The sequence below is a fragment of the Herbiconiux sp. VKM Ac-2851 genome (genome assembly GCF_013205105.1).
Classification (GTDB): domain Bacteria; phylum Actinomycetota; class Actinomycetes; order Actinomycetales; family Microbacteriaceae; genus Herbiconiux; species Herbiconiux flava.
Window position 1 is genome coordinate 1,265,850 of sequence record NZ_JABMLJ010000002.1, and the last position, 19,768, is coordinate 1,285,617.

18 protein-coding genes and 1 tRNA gene are annotated in these 19,768 nt (G+C 70.9%); 11 read left to right on the forward strand and 8 right to left on the reverse strand.

Annotated features, from left to right (window positions below; genetic code table 11):
- Window positions 1-8 precede the first annotated feature (8 nt).
- From HQQ85_RS12565 to HQQ85_RS12575, 3 genes are all read left to right on the forward strand, one after another.
- A complete protein-coding gene (locus HQQ85_RS12565) occupies window positions 9-575 on the forward strand; it encodes a TetR/AcrR family transcriptional regulator (RefSeq protein ID WP_173182794.1) in 567 nt (188 codons plus the stop codon).
- A 98-nt stretch (window positions 576-673) separates the two neighbouring features.
- On the forward strand, window positions 674-1,705 hold the full coding sequence (locus HQQ85_RS12570; RefSeq protein WP_173182795.1) for a zinc-binding dehydrogenase: 1,032 nt from the start codon (window positions 674-676) through the stop codon (window positions 1,703-1,705).
- A gap of 114 nt (window positions 1,706-1,819) precedes the next feature.
- A complete protein-coding gene (locus HQQ85_RS12575) occupies window positions 1,820-4,411 on the forward strand; it encodes a X2-like carbohydrate binding domain-containing protein (protein ID WP_173182796.1) in 2,592 nt (863 codons plus the stop codon).
- A 34-nt stretch (window positions 4,412-4,445) separates the two neighbouring features.
- Here HQQ85_RS12575 and HQQ85_RS12580 read toward each other — a convergent pair whose 3' ends face one another.
- Window positions 4,446-5,387: a linear amide C-N hydrolase gene (locus HQQ85_RS12580; protein WP_173182797.1), complete on the reverse strand. Its 942-nt coding sequence runs from the start codon at window positions 5,385-5,387 to the stop codon at window positions 4,446-4,448.
- Window positions 5,388-5,429: 42 nt separating this feature from the next.
- Here HQQ85_RS12580 and HQQ85_RS12585 point away from each other — a divergent pair, with 42 nt between their 5' ends.
- Window positions 5,430-5,801, forward strand: a complete 372-nt coding sequence (locus HQQ85_RS12585) for a hypothetical protein (RefSeq protein WP_173182798.1) — start codon at window positions 5,430-5,432, stop codon at window positions 5,799-5,801.
- A 34-nt stretch (window positions 5,802-5,835) separates the two neighbouring features.
- Here HQQ85_RS12585 and HQQ85_RS21680 read toward each other — a convergent pair whose 3' ends face one another.
- Window positions 5,836-7,404, reverse strand: a complete 1,569-nt coding sequence (locus tag HQQ85_RS21680; protein ID WP_173182799.1) for a helix-turn-helix transcriptional regulator — start codon at window positions 7,402-7,404, stop codon at window positions 5,836-5,838.
- A gap of 46 nt (window positions 7,405-7,450) precedes the next feature.
- The gene (locus tag HQQ85_RS12595; RefSeq protein WP_173182800.1) at window positions 7,451-7,927 is read right to left on the reverse strand and encodes a VanZ family protein; all 477 of its coding nucleotides are present in this window, start codon (window positions 7,925-7,927) and stop codon (window positions 7,451-7,453) included.
- A gap of 148 nt (window positions 7,928-8,075) precedes the next feature.
- On the opposite strand from HQQ85_RS12595, the gene HQQ85_RS12600 reads away from it, so the two are divergent.
- Together HQQ85_RS12600 and HQQ85_RS12605 are read left to right on the forward strand one after the other, a co-directional pair.
- Window positions 8,076-9,305: a sensor histidine kinase gene (locus HQQ85_RS12600; protein ID WP_173182801.1), complete on the forward strand. Its 1,230-nt coding sequence runs from the start codon at window positions 8,076-8,078 to the stop codon at window positions 9,303-9,305.
- Window positions 9,302-10,474, forward strand: a complete 1,173-nt coding sequence (locus HQQ85_RS12605; RefSeq protein ID WP_173182802.1) for a hypothetical protein — start codon at window positions 9,302-9,304, stop codon at window positions 10,472-10,474. Before HQQ85_RS12600 ends, HQQ85_RS12605 begins: the two co-directional genes overlap by 4 nt.
- An 11-nt stretch (window positions 10,475-10,485) precedes the next feature.
- Here HQQ85_RS12605 and HQQ85_RS12610 read toward each other — a convergent pair whose 3' ends face one another.
- Entirely contained in the window at window positions 10,486-11,346 is an 861-nt protein-coding gene (locus HQQ85_RS12610) for a TetR/AcrR family transcriptional regulator (RefSeq protein ID WP_173182803.1), read from the reverse strand.
- A 193-nt stretch (window positions 11,347-11,539) separates the two neighbouring features.
- Here HQQ85_RS12610 and HQQ85_RS12615 point away from each other — a divergent pair, with 193 nt between their 5' ends.
- The 5 genes from HQQ85_RS12615 (at window position 11,540) to HQQ85_RS12635 (ending at window position 15,862) form a co-directional block, all read left to right on the forward strand.
- Window positions 11,540-12,406: a hypothetical protein gene (locus tag HQQ85_RS12615; RefSeq protein ID WP_216851634.1), complete on the forward strand. Its 867-nt coding sequence runs from the start codon at window positions 11,540-11,542 to the stop codon at window positions 12,404-12,406.
- Window positions 12,407-12,422: 16 nt separating this feature from the next.
- Window positions 12,423-13,385 (forward strand): ThiF family adenylyltransferase, encoded by a 963-nt coding sequence (locus HQQ85_RS12620; RefSeq protein WP_173182804.1) that lies wholly within the window; start codon window positions 12,423-12,425, stop codon window positions 13,383-13,385.
- A gap of 293 nt (window positions 13,386-13,678) precedes the next feature.
- Window positions 13,679-14,068: a VOC family protein gene (locus HQQ85_RS12625; RefSeq protein WP_216851635.1), complete on the forward strand. Its 390-nt coding sequence runs from the start codon at window positions 13,679-13,681 to the stop codon at window positions 14,066-14,068.
- 39 nt (window positions 14,069-14,107) lie between these two features.
- Window positions 14,108-15,217: an Rv2578c family radical SAM protein gene (locus tag HQQ85_RS12630; RefSeq protein ID WP_173182806.1), complete on the forward strand. Its 1,110-nt coding sequence runs from the start codon at window positions 14,108-14,110 to the stop codon at window positions 15,215-15,217.
- A gap of 33 nt (window positions 15,218-15,250) precedes the next feature.
- Window positions 15,251-15,862, forward strand: coding sequence for a thymidine kinase (locus HQQ85_RS12635; protein WP_173182807.1), 612 nt, complete (start codon window positions 15,251-15,253; stop codon window positions 15,860-15,862).
- Between the two features lie 37 nt (window positions 15,863-15,899).
- On the opposite strand, the gene HQQ85_RS12640 is transcribed toward HQQ85_RS12635, so the two are convergent.
- The 4 genes from HQQ85_RS12640 to HQQ85_RS12655 all read right to left on the reverse strand — a co-directional run bounded on the left by HQQ85_RS12640 (window position 15,900) and on the right by HQQ85_RS12655 (window position 19,713).
- Complete coding sequence (locus HQQ85_RS12640; RefSeq protein ID WP_173182808.1) at window positions 15,900-16,049, reverse strand: hypothetical protein; 150 nt, start codon at window positions 16,047-16,049, stop codon at window positions 15,900-15,902.
- A gap of 97 nt (window positions 16,050-16,146) precedes the next feature.
- Window positions 16,147-16,220, reverse strand: a tRNA-Pro gene (locus HQQ85_RS12645).
- A gap of 104 nt (window positions 16,221-16,324) precedes the next feature.
- A complete protein-coding gene (locus HQQ85_RS12650) occupies window positions 16,325-17,260 on the reverse strand; it encodes a metallophosphoesterase (protein WP_173182809.1) in 936 nt (311 codons plus the stop codon).
- A 5-nt stretch (window positions 17,261-17,265) separates the two neighbouring features.
- Window positions 17,266-19,713, reverse strand: a complete 2,448-nt coding sequence (locus HQQ85_RS12655) for a transglycosylase domain-containing protein (protein ID WP_173182810.1) — start codon at window positions 19,711-19,713, stop codon at window positions 17,266-17,268.
- Window positions 19,714-19,768 lie beyond the last annotated feature (55 nt).

Here is a 19,768-nt window from a genome sequence, read left to right on the forward strand (position 1 = left end):
TCAGTCACATGAGCGAGACGCGATCACGAGGGGCGGGCATCCGCTCGACCGCCGAGGATCAGCGGGTGCGCATCGTCGCCCGCGCGGTCGACGTGTTCGCCGTGTCGGGCTACAAGGCGACCCCTGTCGCCGACGTGGCGACGGCGGCCAAGGTCTCGCCGGCCTACGTGTTCCGGCTGTTCGACGGCAAGCTCGGGCTGTTCGTGGCCGCCGTCGACGACTGCTACGCGCAGGTCGCGGCGGCGCTGGTGGCCGGTGTCGATGACACGGGCACGCCTGCCGAGCGTCTCGACCGGATGACGCAGGCGTACATCGAGCTCATCCGCGACCGCAGCCTGATCGCCCTGCAAGTGCACGCGCAGAGCGCCTGTGACGTGCCCGAGATCCGGGATGCCGTGCGCCGGGGCCTCGCCACGGTCGTGCGGGCGGTGTCCGACGCCTCGGGTGCCGACGACGACTCGGTGCAGCGCTTCCTCGCCTACGGCCAGCTGTGCCACCTAGTGGTGCAGGCCGGGCTCGCCGACGTCGACACGGCGTGGGCGCGGGTCGTCGACCACGGCATTCGGCACGACTGACGCGGCCCATCCACACCCTTCGACCTCATTTCTCCACTCTCATCCAGCTTTGCCCGCAGTTGTGACTGTCCAGTCACACACAACCGAACGGAACCATCATGACCCCCACCCAGACCACCCGCGTCGTCCTCCCCGGCCTCGTCGAGCCCTCGGGCCTGCAGCTCGAGACCGGCCCGCGCCCCGAGCCCGGTGAAGGCGAGCTGCTCGTCGCCGTCGAGGCCACCGGCATCGCCTACGCCGAGCAGGCGATGCGCCGCGGCCGCTACTACGGCCAGCCTGCCTTCCCCTTCACTCCGGGCTACGACCTGGTCGGCACCGTGCTCGAGGTCGGCCCGGGCGGTGACGAGCGGATGTTCGGCCACCGCGTCGCGAGCATGACCAAGACCGGGGCCTGGGCGACGCACGCCGTCGTCCAGGCGCGCGACACCGTGCCCGTCCCCGCGGGCATCACCGCCGAGGACGCCGAGACCGTCGTGGTCAACGGCGTCACCGCCTGGCAGATGCTGAACCGGGCGGCGCGGGTGAAGCGGGGTGGCACGATCCTGCTGTTCGGGGCGAACGGCGGGGTCGGGGGCATCCTGATCCAGCTCGCGCAGCACCAGGGCATCCGCGTGATCGGCGCCGCCTCGCCGCGGCACCACGAGGCGCTGCGGGCGGCGGGGGTCGAGCCGGTCGACTACGCCGACCCCGAGCTCGAGGCGCGGGTGCGTGAGCTGGCGCCCGGGGGAGTCGACGCGGTCTTCGACAACGTCGGCGGCGAGACGACGCGGATGTCCTTCCGCCTGCTCGCGCCGGGCGGCGCCCTGGTGTCGTACGCGATCATCGCGGCGGTCAGCGGCACCGGCGGGCTGCTGACGCCGTTCCTCAAGGCCATCGGCCAGGCCCTCCTCTGGACCGTGCTGCCCAACGGCCGGCGCGCCACGTTCTACGACCTCTGGTCGGGCCACCGGGCCCGCCCGGCGCGCTTCCGCCGGCGCCTCGAGGAGGACCTCGGGCAGATCTTCGCGCTGCTCGGCGCGGGGGTGCTGACCGCCAACATCGCCGCGCGGTTCCCGCTCACCGAGGCCGCGGCGGCACTGACGCTGGCCGAGTCGCGCACGCTCAACGGGAAGGTGCTGCTGCTGCCTTGACCGGCTGACCCTCTTGCGCGGGGCGGGGCATCCGTGTTTTATTAACGTTGTCAAATAATTACGGACATCGCGGTCCGTCCGGGCGTTCCCGCCTGCGGTCGCGGAGAGGAACGCATGAGATCGCAGTCCCGGCTCACCCGCTCGGCGCTCGCCACCGCGGCGCTCGCCGTCGCAGGAGCACTCGCCTTCGGCGGCACCGCCGCCTCGGCCACCCCGACCCCCACCCCGACGAGCACACCCACCCCGGCAGCGAGCCCGACCGGCACCGCGACCCCGGCGCCGACCCCGAGCCCCACGCCCACGCCCACCCCCACCGAGCAGCCGAGCGGCGCCAAGCCCCCGCAGACCGCCCCCACCCCGGCCCCCGCCCTCCCCGAGGGTGACCTCGCCGCCAAGCCGTACCTCGGCTGGAGCAGTTACAGCATGCAGGTCTACTCCGACAACGGCCAGTGGATCACCGCCGACCAGATCATCGCCCAGTCCGACGCGATGCACGAGAAGCTGCAGCCCTTCGGCTACGACCACATCAACGTCGACGCCGGCTGGAACGGCGGCGTCGACGAGCACGGCCGCCCCGTGCCGAGCACGAGCCTCTACCCCGACGGCCTGCAGAGCGTGATCGACCACGTGCACGGCAACGGCCAGAAGTTCGGCCTCTACTTCATCCCCGGCATCTCGGCCGAGGTCTCCGACGCGGCCTACCCCATCGAGGGAGCGCCCGGATGCACGACCTCCGACGTGGTCAAGCAGCCCCTCCAGCAGGCCGACTACTGGGGCATCGGCAACCGCATCGACTTCACGAACCCCTGCTCGCAGGCCTACATCGACTCGATCGCCGACCAGCTGAAGAGCTGGGGCGTCGACTTCATCAAGTTCGACAGCGTCACCCCGGGCTCGGGCATCAGCGACCTCTCGGTCGACGCCCGCGACGACGTCGACGCCTGGTCGAAGGCCCTGCACGAGCGCGGCATCTGGTTCGAGCTCTCCTGGGCGCTCGACATCCAGTACGCCGACCTCTGGAAGGAGAAGGCCGACGGCTGGCGCGTCGACTGGGACGTCGAGTGCTACTGCGCCCACGAGGCCCTGGTCAGCTGGGACACCATCAGCCGCCTCTTCCCGCGGATGGCCGACTGGTGGCGCCACGGCGGCCCCGGCGGCTGGAACGACCTCGACTCGCTGAACGTCGGCAACGGCACGATGGACGGCCTGACCAAGGACGAGCGCCGCACCGCCGCCACCCTGTGGGCGATCTCGGCCGCGCCGATGTACGTCGGCAACGACCTCACCCAGCTCGACGACTACGGACTCGGGCTGCTGACGAACCGTGACGTGCTCGCGGTGCAGCAGAACGGCGTGCCGGCGCAGCCGGTATCGATGTCGACGAACAAGCAGGTCTGGTACGCCCTGAACGCCGACGGCACCTACACGGTCGCCCTGTTCAACCTCGGCCGCACCGACTCGGACGTCACCGTCGACTTCGCCGACATCGGTCTGACCGGTGGCGGCGAGGTGCGCGACCTCTGGGCGGGCAAGAAGCTCGGCTCGTTCGACTCCTCGTTCACGGGGTCCGCAATCCCGATCCACGGCGTGCAGCTGCTGAAGGTCACCCCGGCCAAGAACGCGGGCGTCACCGTGAACGACGACGGTCTCCGCGTCTCGTACGACGTCCCCGAGGGCACGGCCGCCGACGGCGAATGGATGCGCAACGGCGGCCGCGAGGTCGCCCCCGTCTCGCAGCCCCTCACCGTCTCGGTCATCGACTCATCCACGGGCGAGGGCGAGCCGGCCGTCCCCTCCGACGGACGCTCGGTGACCCTGAACGACGACGCCCAGGGCATCGTCTACAGCGGAACCTGGAGCCGCAGCTCCGGCCGCGGTCTGGGTGACCACGGCGACGACGTGCACTACACCGAGGCGAACGGCGACGCGTTCCAGTACACCTTCCAAGGCACCGGCATCTCCGTCGTCAGCGAGACGCACGAGTCGCAGGGCGAAGCCGAGGTCTACCTCGACGGCCAGCTGGTGCAGACCGTCGACGCCCATCTCGACCCGAGCCAGGGCCGCGGGATCCAGCAGGTGCTGTACAGCGCGTCCGATCTGCCGAACGGCAGCCACACGCTGCGGGTCGTGAAGAAGTCGGGCTCGTACCTGCTGCTCGACAAGCTCGACGTGACCGTCGAGAGCCTGCTCAGCCAGAGCACGGCGACGTTCGACAAGGCGGCGGCGACGGATGCGGTGGTCGAGCTCCTGCGCGACCCCGGTGAGCTGGCGGGCGTCTCGCACGCCGGCACCGCGCTCGAGGAGGGCGCCGACTACACCGTCGAGGGCAGCACGGTCACGATCTCGGCGGCCTACCTCGGGACGCTGCCGATCGGCGCCGCGCCGCTCGACGTCGCCTTCCGCGGAGACCTGCACGGCGACGTGCACTCGAGCACCGTCGACGGAGCCTTCGCCACCTTCGGCTTCACCGGCACCGGGGTCTCCTGGGTCGGGCCGCTCGCTCCCGACCAGGGGATGGTCGACATCTACGTCGACGGTGCGTACGTGAAGACGGTCGACACCCACGCCGAGGTGCGCCGCACCGGGCAGACGCTGTTCGAGTCGGCCGGCCTGAAGAACGGCGACCACACGATCACCGTCGTCAAGTCGTCGGGCACGGTCATCCGCGTCGATGCCTTCGCCTACACGGTGAAGAAGGTGAAGTAGCCGCAGCCTCGCGCACCTCGCCCGGCGTCGCCGCTCAGTAGAGCAGCGGCGCCGGTGCGAGGTTGGCGGTCTGGTCGCCGACGAGCGCGAGGTCGCGCGGGTCGAGCTTCGCGACCTCGGTGCGGCCCTCGAGCTCGTCGAGCTCGACCCAGAAGATGTTCGGGCTGCGGGTGGAGCCGAAGTAGTAGACCCGGTTCGTCAGATCGGCGCCCGAGCGCCACCACGTGGGGTAGACGTCTCCCGTCGTGTACGGGGCTCCGTAGGGCACCGAGACGTTCGAGATCAGCTGGAAGACGCCGGCGACGGCCTCCTCGGTGCTCTCGGGCTCGGGCAGGTAGTGCAGGAAGTAGGCCGAGCGCACGAAGCGGTCGGTCGAGCTGATGTCGCCGGGCGGCGGCAGCTCGCCGCCGAACGGGCGGTAGCGGGCGAGGTTCTCGAGCTGCAGGTCGAGGGTGGGGGAGTTGGCCATCACCGTGTACTCGGGGCCGTGGTGCACGACCAGCTCGCCGCCGACGGGCTCGATCACCGCCGAGTCGCCCGAGGCGTCCTCGATCGCGATGTGCACCCCGAGCTGGATGCCGCGGAAGGTGGGCGAGGTGATGCGGATGCGGCCGATGTCGGCCACGGCCTCGGCCACCGTGGCGTAGTTGTCGAGCAGGTACTGCACCCACAGTGCGTTCGCGACCGAGGGCCGGCCGTCGGCCGCGGGGAAGGCCACGTCGTCGGGGTTGAGGTAGAGCGCGTGGGCGCCGAGGCCCTTCTCGTTCAGCCCGTCGACCGTGCCCATGCCCCACATGCTCACGGCCACGCTGGAGTACCGCGACGTCCAGCGGTGGCTCTCGTGGTCGGCGTTGCCGCTGCGCTCGGTGCCGCGCGGCACGAACCAGAGCTCGGGCTCGTCGCTGACGGCCCAGTCCATGCAGCGGCTGACGGTCTTGGCGACCTGGTTGGTGTTCCAGAGGATGCGCGTGCACATAGCCGTGAGCGTAGCGCCTCGCCGTGCCGCTACCCTCGGTTCATGACCGAACCCGAACTGCCGGCGCGCGTCAGGGCCTGGGAGCTGCCCGGGCAGTGGCTGCGCGAGGAGAAGTTCTGGCGTGACATCGGCACCCGCGTGCTCGCCGGCGTCATCACGGCCGCGATCGTCTATGTCGGTGCGCTCGTGCTCGGTTACCTGCACACGCCCGAGATCGGCGCGGGCCTCGCGCTGCTGCTCGGCCTCGCCCTGTCGGCGGCGCTGCTGCTGATCGCGATCGCGCTCGCCTCCCGGCTGCCGGCCCGCCGCCGCTCGGGCGGCGCCATCGCGCTGCGGCTCGCCGTCGCGGTGCTCGTCGCGCTCGCGGCCCTCTCGCTGGCCGCCGCCGTGATCACTGACTTCCTGCGCCACTGAGGCGCTGAGCCGCTGAGCCGGGCTGCGGCGGTGCTCACGGACGCGCTGCGCCCCTGAGCCAGGGCTGCGCGGCCCGTTCCAGCTCGCGCCGGTTCCGCACGCCCACCTTGCGGTAGATGCTCCGTAACTGCGTCTTGACGGTGTTCGGCGACACGAAGAGCGCCTCGGCGACCGCGGCCGTGCTCTGCCCCTCGAGCACCGCCGCCAGCACCGCCTTCTCGCGGGGTGTCAGGGCCGCGAAGGGGTCGGGGTCGGCGTCGCGGGCGGAGGCGAGGAGACGGTCGGCCAGCGCATCCGGAACCGCCCCGGCCGGCGAGGCCGCGATCAGCGCCGCCAGCTCGCCCCGCGGCAGCACGAGCAACGACCGCAGCAGGCCGTGGGTGCGGGCGAGCTCGAGCGCGAGGGCGAAGGTTGCGGCAGCCGTCGACGGAGTCGCCGCGGCATCGTGCCGCTGGGCCGCCGCGGCGAGGGCGAACGCCGACACCAGCACCCGGGGCTCGGCGGTGGCGGCGGCGATCAGCGGCGCGGTGCGGCGCCCGGCGGCCGCGAAGTCACCGGCCTCGGCAGCAGCACCCGCCTCCATCACGAGGGCGATGCGCCCCAGGGGGGAACGCTCGTGGGCGCCGAGTCCGGCCACCGCCGCGCGGGCCTCTGCCCGGTTGCCGAGCGCCGCGAACAGCAGCGCGCGGGCGAGGGCCACGAACCCGGCCGACCCTCCGGCGCTCCGCACCGCCTCGGGCTGCCCGGCGGCCGTGGCGTCGATCTGACTGAGCACGGCGAGGGCCGAGCCGGCGTCGCGCACGAGCAGGGCCGTGAGGAGCTTCTGAGCCGGCCAGCGCTCGGTGACGCCCGCGAGGTCGGCCGCGGCGAGGGTGCGGGCGGCCTCGTCGACGCGCAGCTCGTCGATCAGCAGCAGGGTCTGCGCGAAGACCGCCGAGATCGAGGCCCGGGTCTGCCACCACTCGCCGTCGGCGTCGGGGAGCTCGGCCAGGCGGTTGCGCGCCTGCACGTTGCGGCCGGCCAGGGCGTGCAGCCAGGCCAGGCTGCCGGCGGCCCTGGCCTGCATGATGACGTGGTCGATCAGCACCGCGTGGTCGAAGCACTCGCCGTATTCCCGCACCGCGGCGTCGAGGTCGCCCGCGTACTCCCACACCATCGCCCACTGGAACTCCAGCTCGGGCAGCGCCTGCACCAGCTGCTCGCGCGCCGCGGGGGTCGCCTCGTCGACGGCGGAGCGGGCCTCGCGCACGGCGGCGACGGCATCGGCGAGACGCCCGTTGGCCCGGCCGGCGGCGGCGCGGGCGGTGAGCTGGGCGAGCAGGTCGAGCAGGGTGCGCGGCGGGGGAGCGGCGGCGGTGCCGCGGAACCGGGTCGACTTCGGGGCGTCGTTCTCGACGAAGCGGTTGACGTACTCGATCGCGTGCGACCAGCGCGGATGACCGGCCAGCACCTCGGCCGGCAGCGCGGTGATGGTGCGGCGCAGGAGCTGCGGCTCGTTCGCCAGCAGGGTCGACCACCCGGTGTCGAGCGCGGCGACCACGCCCGCCCAGTCCTCGGCGGCGACGAGGCCGTCGAGCTCGTGGTCGTCGTGGTCGTTCGTCACTGCAGTTCCCCTGTCCGCGACAACACTAGCGAAACCGTCCGACGGGTCAGAGCTGCACGGTGCCCGGCCCCCAGCCGTCGCGGGGCGGAGGCGGAGGCAGGGCGACCGCTCGCCGGCGCAGGCGCGACTCGCGACGCCGTCGCCAGCGCGCGAGAAGGGCGCCGGCCACGAGTGCGCCGGCCAGGCCGCCGAGGGAGTTGGCGATCACGTCGTCGACCGTCGCGAACCGGTCGGGCAGGAACACGTACTGGGTCAGTTCGATCGCGACCGAGCCGGCGAAGCAGACCAGTACCGCGAGACCCCAGATGCGGCGCCCCAGGAGCAGCCCGAGCAGCAGCCCGAGGGGGATGAAGAGCGCGACGTTCGAGAGGAACTCGACCTGCGGGTAGCCGAGGAACTCCAGCAGGTGGCGGTCGTGCAGGCCCTTCAGGATGCGCGCGAGCATCCCTCTCGCCTTCTCGTCGACGGGCGACGGCCACATCACGACGACCAGCACCGCCGCGGCGTACAGGAGCAGCAGCACGGCGGCGATCGGCCTCGCGACGGATCGGCCGCCTCTGGATCGACTGGCTCTGGACGGACTGGTCAGGACGCCTCCCCGGTAGCGAGTGACCATCGTATCCGGCGCGACCTGGGCGATCGACGTGTGGGATCATGCTTGCGGGGGAACGATGTCGGCACTCGAACGGCCCGCCGCCGCTGCGGTCTCGGCGGCCACGCTGGCCTTCGGCGTGACCGCGCTCGGCATCGCCGTCGTGCTGGTGCTGCTGCGCGCCGCCTACCTGCCGGGCGACGCCGTCTGGCCCGCGCTCGGGTTCCTCGTGCCGATCGCCGTGCTGATCCCCCTCGCCCGGCGGCGGCTCGGCTGGTGGGCGACGGCGCTGCACCTCGTGGTGGCGGCGGTGAGCATCGGCGGCTACTCCTTCGTCATCCTCGCCGAGTCGGGGGAGGCGGTCGCGGAGTCGCCGTTCATCCTCGCTCTGCCCCAGCTCGCCGTGATCTACACCGTGGCGCCGGCCGTGATGGGCGCCGGCAACCTCGTCGCCATCGCCTCCGCCTACCTCCTCGGGCAGGGCGCCGTGCTGGTCGCGGCGACGGCGACGGGGCGCTACCCCTCCTTCGACGGCTTCACCGCCGTGCTGACGGCCGTGGTGCTCGCGGTGGGCGTCGCCGACCTGATCACCCGCCGCCGGGCCGAGCTCGACTCCCGCTCGGTCGAGCGCGCCCGGCGGGAGGCCGACGCGCTCGCGTATCAGCGCGAGGTGGAGACGCAGGTGATCGCGCTCTTCCACGACACCGTGCTCGGCGAGCTCACGCTCATCTCGCACCTCCCGCCCGGGCCTCTCCCCGACGGACTGGCGGCGGCCCTCCGCCGTGACCTCGCCCTGATCGAGACCGGACGGCTCTGGCCCGACGAGCTCTCCGGCGCCACACCGGCGCTCGACGACCTCCCGCTCCCTGCGCGGGTGGCGCTCGCCGTGGCGGCCGGCCGGGGGCGCGGCCTCGAGATCGACCTCGCCGGCGACCTCGCCTCGCTGCAACGGCTCGCGCCGTCCGTCGCCGAGGCCGTGGGCCTCGCCCTCGACCAGGTGCTCGTCAACGTGCGACGCCATGCCGGCACCGATCGGGTGGAGGTCGTCGTCGACGGCGCCGCCCGGGAGGTGGTGCTGATGGTCAGCGACGCCGGCGTCGGCTTCGACCCGGGCGGGGTCGGACCCGACCGACTCGGGGTGCAGCACTCGATCCTCGGCCGCATCGAGGCCGAGGGCGGCCGCGCTCAGCTCTTCACGGCGCCCGGCAGCGGCACGGCCTACCTGTTCAGCCTGCCTCCGGCGCCCGAGAACGTCTGGCCCGAGCCCGAGCCCGAGCCCGAGCCTGAGCCCGAGCGGGCGAGCGGATGATCGGCTTCCTGTCGTGGCGGATCGCCCCCCGCCGGGCGGCCCCCATCGTCGCCGGTGCCCTGCATCCGCTGCTCGTCGTCACCGGGATCGCACTGATCGCGGTGGCGCTCGTGCGCACGGTGACCGATGCCGAGCGGATCGTGCATCCGGTGCTCGCGATCGGCGCGATCGTGGCCGTCGTGGTCGCGGCCCTCGCACTCGTGCTGGCGACGGACCCGGTGCGCCCGCCGACCTCGGCCCTCGCCTTCGGCCTCACGGTGGGGGCCGCGCTGACCGCCGACGGGCTCTCGGCCGCGTCCGGCTGGGGTGCGTCGAACGTGCTGTGGGACGACTGGGGGCCGGTGGCGGTCGGCGTCGTGATCCTCTCGTTCAGCATGTTCCGGCCCGGGCGCGAGCTCGCGGCGGCCACCGTCATCTCGCTCCTCGTCGTGGGCTCGATCAGCGCGGCGGAGGCCGGCGACCTGCCCGAGACCGTCTCGCCGCTGACCTCGGCCGTGATCGCCTGCACCCCGGTGCTGCTGTTCGGGGTCGCGTCGTCGGTGTTCTCCTACCGGATGAGCCTGACCCTCGCTCGGCAGCAGGAGCTGGCCGGCCGGGCCCAGCGGGGCCTCGCGCGGCGGGTGCGCATCCGGCTGCGGGAGCTCATGCGGGACTCGGGCCGTGCCGAGCTCTCGGCCGAGGTGGTGCCGTTCTTCGAGGAGGTGCTCGCCCGCGGGGCGCTGGCCCCCGGGGACCCGGCGCGGGCCAGACGGCTCTCGGCCGTGCTGCGCTCGGAGATCCTGACCGGGGTGGGGCTGCCCTGGCTGGAGCGGCTGCGGCGCGCCCGGCCCGGCCGCCTGGTGCTGCACGATCCCGCGGCGGTGGCGGAGAGCATGCCGGTCGAGCAGAAGGTGGCGCTGCGTGCGCTGCTCACGGCGCTGCTCGCGCATCCGGAGACCGAGGGATCGGCGCTGCACGTGCGGGTCACGGAGGTGGGCGAGCACCGCAGCGTGTTCGTGCGGGCGCCTTGGAGCGCAGGGGAGCCGGCCGCACGGCGGGCCCTGGGGAGCTTCGTGGCGGTGATGGGAACGGCCTTCGGGCGTTCGCAGGTCACCGTCGGCGAGGGCGAGCTGCGCCTGCTGTTCGCCCAGAACCCGCGCGTCACCGACGCCGGGCCGTGGAACGACTGAGTCGCGGACCCCTAGTCGTCGATGCTGCGGCTGCGCGGCTGCACCATCGGGATCTCGTCGATGCCGCCCGAGAGCCGCGCGATGGCCGCCTCGGCGTCGTAGTTCGGGTCGGGCACGATGAAGGACGAGGTGATGGCGTGGTACGAGATGGCCGCGAGCGACACCTCGGCCGAGCGGCCCTCGTTCTCGATGTTGTAGCGGGCCTCGACGAGGTCGGGGATGATCGCGCGCGAGATGCCGAGACCCTCGATGACCGCCGAGGAGGCGACGACGAGGGGGCGATAGTCGTCGTTCAGATCGGGACGGAGGCGGTAGCCGACCGCGGGCACGATGTTGCGGTAGAACACCTCCATCTGGTCGAGGAAGGCGAGTTCGCTGTTGCGGAGCGACTCGATCACCCGGTCGCGCACGGCGGAGGGGTAGGAGAGCGCCGTGGAGGCCAGGGCCACGTAGGTGCGCCACTGCACCGACGAGGTGACGGCCTCGAAGTTCTGCTCGGCCGCGAGGCTCACGACGTCGAGGAAGATGCGGCGGCGGCCCTCGGGGGTGCGCAGCTCGTCGGCGCGGAAGCCGAGGTACTCCCAGGTGGCGACGAGCGACTCCTCGTCGGCGCGGCCGGGGGAGACCTGGTTGGCGACCTCGCTCAGCAGGTCTTCGAAGAAGGCCTCCTTGGTCTCCCAGATCTTGTAGACGGCGCTCCGGGGAACACCGGCCTCTTTGATCAGGTCGTCCATCAGGAGGTGCTCGAAGCCCACCGTGAGGCCGTTCGTCTGCACGAGGCCCATCGCGGTCTGCAGCAGGGCGGTGCGCACCTCGTCCTTCGGCACCTTTCCGCGGCCTGCCGCGGACTTCCCCCAGCTGTTCTCTGACATCGATCAGCCCCTCTCGGAATCATTTTGGGACATAACGTCCCAAGTTGCAAACGAACACGGCCCGCTCCTATGCTCGATTTCACGGCACCCAGCGCGCGCGGACCAGCCGGTCGATCCCCACCAGGTGAACAATCGGAGGAACCCGCAGTGCTCCGTGTGGCTCTCACCTCCGAATTCTGTCAGAGGACCGCCGGTGTCGCGCATTGACCGCACCATCTCCAACGCGGCCGTCATCCCACTCATCGACGGGTCGCCCGCCTTCGTCGTCGAGCCGGAAGCGCGCCTCGCCTCGGGTGTGATCGCCGTGAACGGCGTCGCCCTCCCCGGCTTCGAGGAGGCCTACCGCCAGCACTTCGAGTTCCGGCGCCTGGTCTACGTGGAGCAGACGGGTCAGCTCGACCCCTCCGACCTCTCCGACGACGGCCTCGACCGCGACGAGGACGACTCCCGCTCGGTGACCTTCGCCATCTTCGAGAACGCGCCGGAGGGCGTGCGCATCGTCGGAGTGGCGCGCGCCATCATCAAGGGGGCCGTCGGCGTCGACCGGCCGCTGCCGGTGGAGGACTTCTGCCCCGAGCTGTTCGCCGAGCATCCGCTGCCCGCCGGCAGTGCCGAGGTCTCGCGGGTGATCGCCCGGCACGAGCGGGTGGCGATGCAGGAGCTCATCCAGTGGCACCTGTTCGCGATCATCTCCTCCTACTTCACCACGCACGGGCTGGGGCGGGCCTTCGCGATCATCGAGCCGTGGCTCGAGCGGCACCTGGCCGGCATGCTCTCGATCTGGAGCATCGGCGAGCCCCGCTACATCGAGCACTACCTCGACTACAACCTGCCGGTCGAGTTCGACCAGCCGGGTTCGGCGGCCCGCATCACCGAGCGGAACGCGACCATCCTCGGTCAGCTCGCGGCCGCCGACGGGGAGCTGCAGTACTTCGGGCGCATCTCGCGGGCGCAGCGGGCGCTCGCGATCGAGTCGGGCGTGGCGCCGGATGTTCGGGCGGGCGCGGGTGCCTCTGCTGGTGCGGAGGCCGCTGCCGGCGAGGTCGCCGAGAGCCTGTGAGCGGGTCGCTGCGCCGATGAGATCGCTGGGCGACCCCGAGTTCTCGCGCAACTACGGCTTCTGGAGCGAAGCGGAGCAGCGGGCGCTGACCGAGTCGCGGATCGCGATCGCCGGGGTGGGCGGAGTCGGCTTCCAGGTCGGCACCAAGCTCGCCCGGATGGGCGTCGGCAGCTTCAGCATCGCCGACCCCGAGGTGTTCGAGCGCGCCAACGCCAACCGCGTGCCGGGGGCGAGTGCGCTGAGCTACGGCCGTTCGAAGGCGTCGGTGTTCCGCGAGGAGGTGCTGGCCATCAATCCGGATGCGGTGGTCGACGTCTACGGCGAGGGAGTCACGCCCTCGAACGCGGCCGAGTTCCTGGCGGGCGCCGATCTCGTCTTCGACGAGTCCGAGACGACGCAGCCCGAGATCGGCACGGCCATCGCGCGGCAGGCGCGGATCCAGGGGATCGCCGACCTGCTCGTGGTGAACGTCGGCTTCTCGTCGATGGCGACGGCGTTCGCGCCCTCCGGCCGGTTCACCTTCGAGCGCTACATGGGGCTGCCCGAGCAGGCGCCGCTGGAGGAGATCGCCGGGCTCTCGGTGGACTTCTCCCGCGTCCTGCCCTACGTGCCCTCCTACAGCGACCTGCGCGGCCTCGCCGCGGTCGCCACAGCGGGGCCCGACGGCACGAACCCGTCGCTGCCGTCCATCGCGCCGGGTGTCGACCTCGCCAGCGCCCTCGGCAGCACGCAGGCCTTCCTGCACCTGATGCACCGCAAAGGGCTCGGGCAGCGCCGTCGCCGACCGATCTGGGCGCCGCGGGTGGCCGTGCTCGACGCCTACACGGTGACCGGCCGCATCATCCGCGCGTCGAAGGCGACGCATCTGCGGCACCTGCTCGTCGCGGCCGCGCGCGACCGGGCCGGGCGCAACCCGCGGGGGGCCTACACGCACGAGGACATCGCGCGACGGGCCCGTCTCGACGACGCTTCCGGATGACTTCGATGTCATCCGAAAAATCGGCCTAGCACACCGCGACTTGCGCTGTATGCCCCGTGTAAAGGGGCCGTGCGCTCGTGTAATGTGAGCCTGACGGTGACGTCACAAGCGCCCCTGTTTCATGGTCGTAAGGGTAACGGCTGAACATGGCAGACGGTGTCGACGTCTCCTTGCGGGATGAGAGTATCGGGTCCTCTCATCCCGCTAAATCTTTTCATCCTGCTGAGTCTTTTCGGCCGGTTGAATCTTCCAGCGGGCTCGGTGCGGGCGCCGTGCGCGCTACGGTCGTTGACGTGAAACTCAACCGCGTGCACCACATCGCCGTCATCGCCACCGACTACGAGCGGTCGAAGGCCTTCTACCTCGACGTGCTCGGCTGCACCCTGCTGACCGAGGTCTACCGCGCCGAGCGCGACTCCTGGATGGGCGATCTCGCCCTGAACGGCGAGTACCTGATCGAGCTGTTCTCCTTCCCGAACCCGCCCGCCCGGCCCTCTGGCCCCGAGGCGACCGGCCTTCGTCACCTGGCCTTCGAGGTCGACTCGGTTTCGGATGCGCGTGCCGAGCTCGTGGCCAAGGGAGTGCGCTGCGAGGAGCTGCGGGTCGACCCTCACACCGGGCGGGAGATGCTGTTCTTCTTCGACCCCGACGGGCAGCCGCTGGAGTTGTACGCCGCGTCGTGACCGCTTGCTCTTGATTCGAATATGTGTTCGAATGTCGGCATGCGCTGGACAGGTCAGGCCCTCTCATCCGAAGCGCCGGCCGCCCTGCCCGGGCTCGCCCGGCTGAGCAACCTGGTGCGCTCGGTGCAGACACCCGAGTTCGCGGGCATCACCTTTCACGAGGTGCTCGCCAAGAGCGCGCTGAACCACGTGCCCGGTACGAGCAAGTCCCTGCCGTTCGCGTGGACGGTGAACCCCTACCGCGGCTGCTCGCACGCCTGCGTGTACTGCTTCGCCCGTCCCACCCACGGCTACCTCGACCTCGACGCCGGTGACGACTTCGACCGGCAGATCATCGTGAAGGTCAACGTGGGCGAGGTGCTCGCCAAAGAACTCGGCAAGAAGTCGTGGGGCCACCACCCGGTCGCCCTCGGCACCAACACCGATCCCTACCAGCGGGCCGAGGGGCGCTACGCGCTGATGCCGTCGATCATCCGGTCGCTCGCCGAGTCGGGCACCCCGTTCTCCATCCTCACCAAGGGCTCGCTGATGCGGCGTGACCTCGACCTCATCGCCGACGCCTCCCGGGTGGTGCCGGTCAGCCTCGCCATGTCGATCGCGATCTACGACGACGAGCTGCAGCAGTCCATGGAGCCGGGCACCCCGAGCACGAAGGCACGGCTCGCCACGGTCACCGCCGTGCGCGAGAAGGGGCTCGACTGCCAGGTCTTCCTGATGCCGGTGCTGCCCTTCCTCACCGACACCGTCGAGCACCTCGAGCACGCCGTGTCCCTCGCCGCCGAGGCGGGCGCCTCGAGCGTCGTGTACTCGGCGCTCTACCTCAAGCCCGGCGTGCGGGAGTGGTACACCGGGTGGCTGCAGCGGGAGCATCCGGAGCTCGTCGCCCCCTACGCGAAGCTCTACTCACGCGGGAGCTACGCGCCGAAGGAGTACCGCGACTGGCTGGCCGACCGCATCCGGCCGATCGTGCGGCGGCACGGCGTCGGCAGCGGACGGCTGTCACGGGCCACGGGTGGCGTGCTGCCGCCGGGGGCGGACGACGGGGTGCTGCAGTGGGGGAGCTTCGCCGGCGGTGCGCAGGAGGACGGGCAAGTCGACGGCGCCGCGGTGCCGGCGCTGCTGCCGGCGGGGCAGCCGACGCTGTTCTGACGGGCCGGTCGTGGCGGGGCATAGGGTGTTCGGGTGGCGAAACTGTATTTCCGGTTCGGGGCGATGAACAGCGGCAAGAGCACCGCGATGCTGCAGGCCGCCTACAACTACGAGGAGCGCGGTCAGCAGGTGCTGATCGCGAAGCCCGCCGTCGACACCAAGGGCGAGCTGCAGATCGTCTCGCGCCTCGGCGTCACCCGCGATGCCGACTTCCTGATCGCGCCCGACACCGACGTGCGGGTCGAGTTCCAGAGCCGCCGAGACGAGGTCGTGCGCGAGACCGGCGTCGACGTGAGCTGCCTGCTGGTCGACGAGGCGCAGTTCCTGACGCCCGGGCAGGTCGACGACCTGCTGCGCATCGCCATCCTCGACGGGGTGCCGGTGCTGGCGTACGGCATCCGCAGCGACTTCCAGACGGAGGGCTTCCCGGGGAGCATCCGTCTGCTCGAGGTGGCGCACAGCCTCGAAGAGCTGAAGACGATCTGCCGCTGCGGGCGCAAAGCTATCTTCAATGCGCGCGCGATCGGCGGGCGCTACGTCTTCGACGGGGCGCAGGTGGCGATCGACGGTGAGGACGTCACCTACGAGTCGCTCTGCGGGGCGTGCTACCTCGAGGAGTCGCACGGGCGGCTCGGGCACCACTGACGGGTCAGGGGCCCGAGGCCCGGGCGTCTTCGGGCGGCTAGCGGCGGCGGCTCAGCACGGGTCTGGCCGAGAAGGTCCAGTCCGACTGGTCGCGGAGCTTGATGGAGCGGCCGACGGCCAGAGCGATGGCGGTGGCGCCGACCACCCAGCCTGTGGCCGCGAGGGCGGCGATAGCGATGAAATCCACGTTGATTCCCTTCGATCCCGGGTCGGGGTGCCCGGTTGAGTAGAGAATAACCACGAAACCGGCCAGAGCGTGGGAACTCTGACCGGTTTCTGATGTGTCGGGGTAGCGGGATTCGAACCCACGACCTCCTCGTCCCGAACGAGGCGCGCTACCAAGCTGCGCCACACCCCGAATTCACCACCGCGCGAGCGCGGTTGGAACTCAACAAGGATAGCCGATTTTCCAGCGGTGTGAGACCACTCGGCCCGCTCGAGGCATCGGCCGGGCCTCTCCGCTCAGCGTGCGCGGGCCGTCAGCGTCAGCAGGGTGGCCTCGGGAGGGCAGGCGAACCGCACCGGTGCGTAGATCGAGGTGCCGAGCCCCGCCGAGACGTTCAGGTGGGCCGAGTGGAACCCGTGCCGCCAGAGGCTCAGCCCCTTCACCTGGTCGCGCGGGATGTCGCAGTTCGTGACCAGGGCTCCGAACCCGGGCACGCAGACCTGGCCGCCGTGCGTGTGGCCGGCGAAGATCACCTGGGCGCCGTGGGTGACGAACGAGTTCAGCACGTATTGGTAGGGGGCGTGTGCGACGCCGATCGAGACCCGCGGGCCCCGGTCGTCGTTCTCCCGCAGCTCGTCGAGGGCGCCGGGAATGCGCTCGAGCTTGTCGAAGCGGCGGTGCGGGTCGTCGACGCCGAAGAAGTCGATGATCGTGCCGTTCACCTCGGTGGTGACGGCCCGGTTGTTGAGGTTCTTCCAGCCGAGCGAATCGAAGAAGCCCTCGAGCGCTGCCGTGTCGAGCCGCTCCGCGGAGTGGGCGTGCTTAGACGGTCCGGTGAAGTACCGCAGCGGGTTCTTGGGCGACGGGCCGAAGTAGTCGTTCGACCCGTTCACGTACACGCCGGGCACGCCCGCGAAGACCTCGAGAGCCGAGCGGATGCCCGACAGCCCGTCCCGGTGACCGAGGTTGTCGCCCGTGTCGACGACCAGGTCGGGCTTCAGCCGGGCGAGCTCGCGCACCCACTCCTGCTTGTGCGTCTGCCACGGTGCCATGTGCAGGTCGGACAGGTGCAGCACGCGGATGTCGTCGGCGCCCGGAGGCAGCACCTCGATGGTCGCCGTGCGTAGCGTGAACCGGTTGCGCTCGATCAGCGATCCGTACGCGAGGGCTCCGGCGCCGGCCGCCGCGACCACGCCGAGGGCGGTCGCGGCGGCCCGCGGTAGAGCGGTCACCGGGGTCAGCCCTTCGTCGTGACGCGGAGCTTGTCGGAGCCCGCGCGGATCGGCTCGCCGGCTGCCGGGTTGCTCGCGGTCACCTTCGCGTTGCCGGAGGACGGGCCGTCGAAGACGATCTGCCCGGCGCCGATCCCAGCGCCCGTGATGGCGTTCTTCGCCGCCTCGGGGCTGAGCCCGACGAGGTTCGGAACCGTGCGCAGCTGCCCGTTGGAGGTGAACACCTGCACGGTCGACCCCTTGGTGGCGCTGCCCGACGGCGAGCTCGAGTCGACCACGCCGGCGGCGCGGGTCGAGTCGATCTGGCCCCCGTCCTGGAAGTCGAAACCGGCGTTCGTAATGGCGTCCTGGGCGGCGTCGATGGTCATGCCGGCGACGTTCGGGATGGTCACCTTCACGCCGTTGACGAGGGACGACTGAGCCGTCGGGAACGCGGTGCCACCGTACTTGCCGTCGGCATCCGTCATGTACTGCTTCCAGACGGAGTGACGCACGTTGCCGCCGCCCTGGCCCATGATGTCGGTGTTGCGGATGGAGACCGTGCCGACCACGTTGCCCACCCAGACGGCGGTGGCGAGCTCGGTGCTCGCGCCGACGAACCAGGTGTCCTTCTCGGAGTCGGTGGTGCCGGTCTTGCCGAAGTGCGGGATGCCGTCGTTCGGGTTCGACGCGCTGGCCGTTCCTCCACCCGCCAGCACGCCCTGAAGTGCCGTCGTCATCGCCGCGGCGATGCTCGGGTCGACCGCCTGGCTGCAGGTGGTCTGCGGTGCCGGCACGTCGTTGCCCGAGGCGTCGACGATGCGCTCGATGGCCACGGGGGAGCAGTAGGTGCCCTCGTTGGCGACCGCGGCGAAGGCGGCGGCCATGGTCATGGGCGCGATCTCGTTGGTGCCGAGAACGTCGGCGGGGTTCTCACCCAGCGGGCCGCCGTCGGCACGGTGCACGCCGAAGGCCTCGGCCGTCTTGCGGATCTCGCACTGGTCGAGCTTCTGTGCCATGCGGAGGAATGCGAGGTTCACCGACTGGGCTGTCGCCGTCGAAACAGTGACGTTGCCGGGAGCTGCGTTTCCGTCATTCTTGACCGAGTAACTACCACCGTTCCCGCCGGTGCAGCTGTCGCGGAACTGGGCGAGGTTCAGAGTGCCCGGGTTTCCGTTCACGACGTCACCGAGCGAGTGGCCCGTCTTCAGCCATTCGGCGAGGGTGAAGATCTTGTAGGTCGAGCCCACCTGGAAGCCGGTCGAGCCGCCGTAGGCGTAGTCGGTGGCGTAGTTGATCGCGGAGGCACCCTCGTTGCTGGCGGTCACCTCGGGGTCGTCGCTGAAGTCCTTGTTCTGCACCATGGCGAGCACCTTGCCGGTGCCGGGCTGCACGGTGACCAGCGAGGAACCCAGGTCGAAGCCGGAACCCGACTTCGGCACGTAGGCGTTCATCGCCGCCGCGCCCGCAGCCTGCAGGTCGAGGTCGAGCGTGGTGTAGATGTCGTAGCCGCCGGTCTTGAAATTGTTCCAGCGCGAGTCCTCGTCGGGGCCGAACGCCGCGTCGTTCTTCACGATGCGCGTGATGTAGTCACAGAAGAAACCGGCGCTGATCTCGTTCGCGGTCTGGCACCCGGTCGACTGGATCTGGATGTTCGGCGTCACGGGGGTGGCGATCGCCTCGTCGTACTGCGCCTGCGTGATCTTGTGCTCCTTGAGCATCGCGGGCAGCACGTCCTTGTCGCGGCGCGCCTGGTTGTCGGCCACGTTGTCGGGCTCGTCGATGCGCAGGTCGTTCGGCGCGTTCACGGTGGCGATCAGGCTCGCGGCCTGCGCGACCGAGAGGTCGGTGGCGTTGACGCCGAAGTAGTACTGCGCCGCCGACTGGATGCCGTAGACCCGGCCGCCGAACGGGGCGATGTTCAGGTAGCCGAGAAGGATGTCGTCCTTCGAGAACTCCTTCTCGAGGCCGATCGCGAGCTTGATCTCCTTGAGCTTGCGGTCGATGCTCGTCTTCGTGGCCTCTTCGTAGGCCGCGTCGCGCTCGGCCTCGTCCTGGATGGCCTCGGCCTTCTGCACCTGGATGTTGCGCACGTACTGCATCGAGATCGTCGACGCACCGCTCGCCGAGGTCTCGAGCGCGTTGCCGGCGGCGGCACGCAGGGTGGCCGCGACGTCGACGCCGCCGTGGCTGTAGAAGCGCGGGTCCTCCACCGCGACGACCGCGTCCTTGACGAAGGGGGAGATCTGGTCCCAGCCCACTTCCTCGCGGTTCTGCTCGAACACGCTCGCCAGCAGCACGTTGGTGCCGTCGGCCTTCGTCGCGTAGATGTTCGTCTTCTGCGCGAGGGCGTCGGGCTTGATGTAGCTCGGGAGATTCTCGAACATTCCGATGGAGTTGTTCGCGGCGATACCGGTGACGGCGAGTGCAGGCGTGACCATAGCTGTCACCAGGATGCCCGCGATTGCGCTCATACCGACGATGCCCAGAATGGCTCCGACCACACCGCTAGCCGTGGCTTTAGGGGCA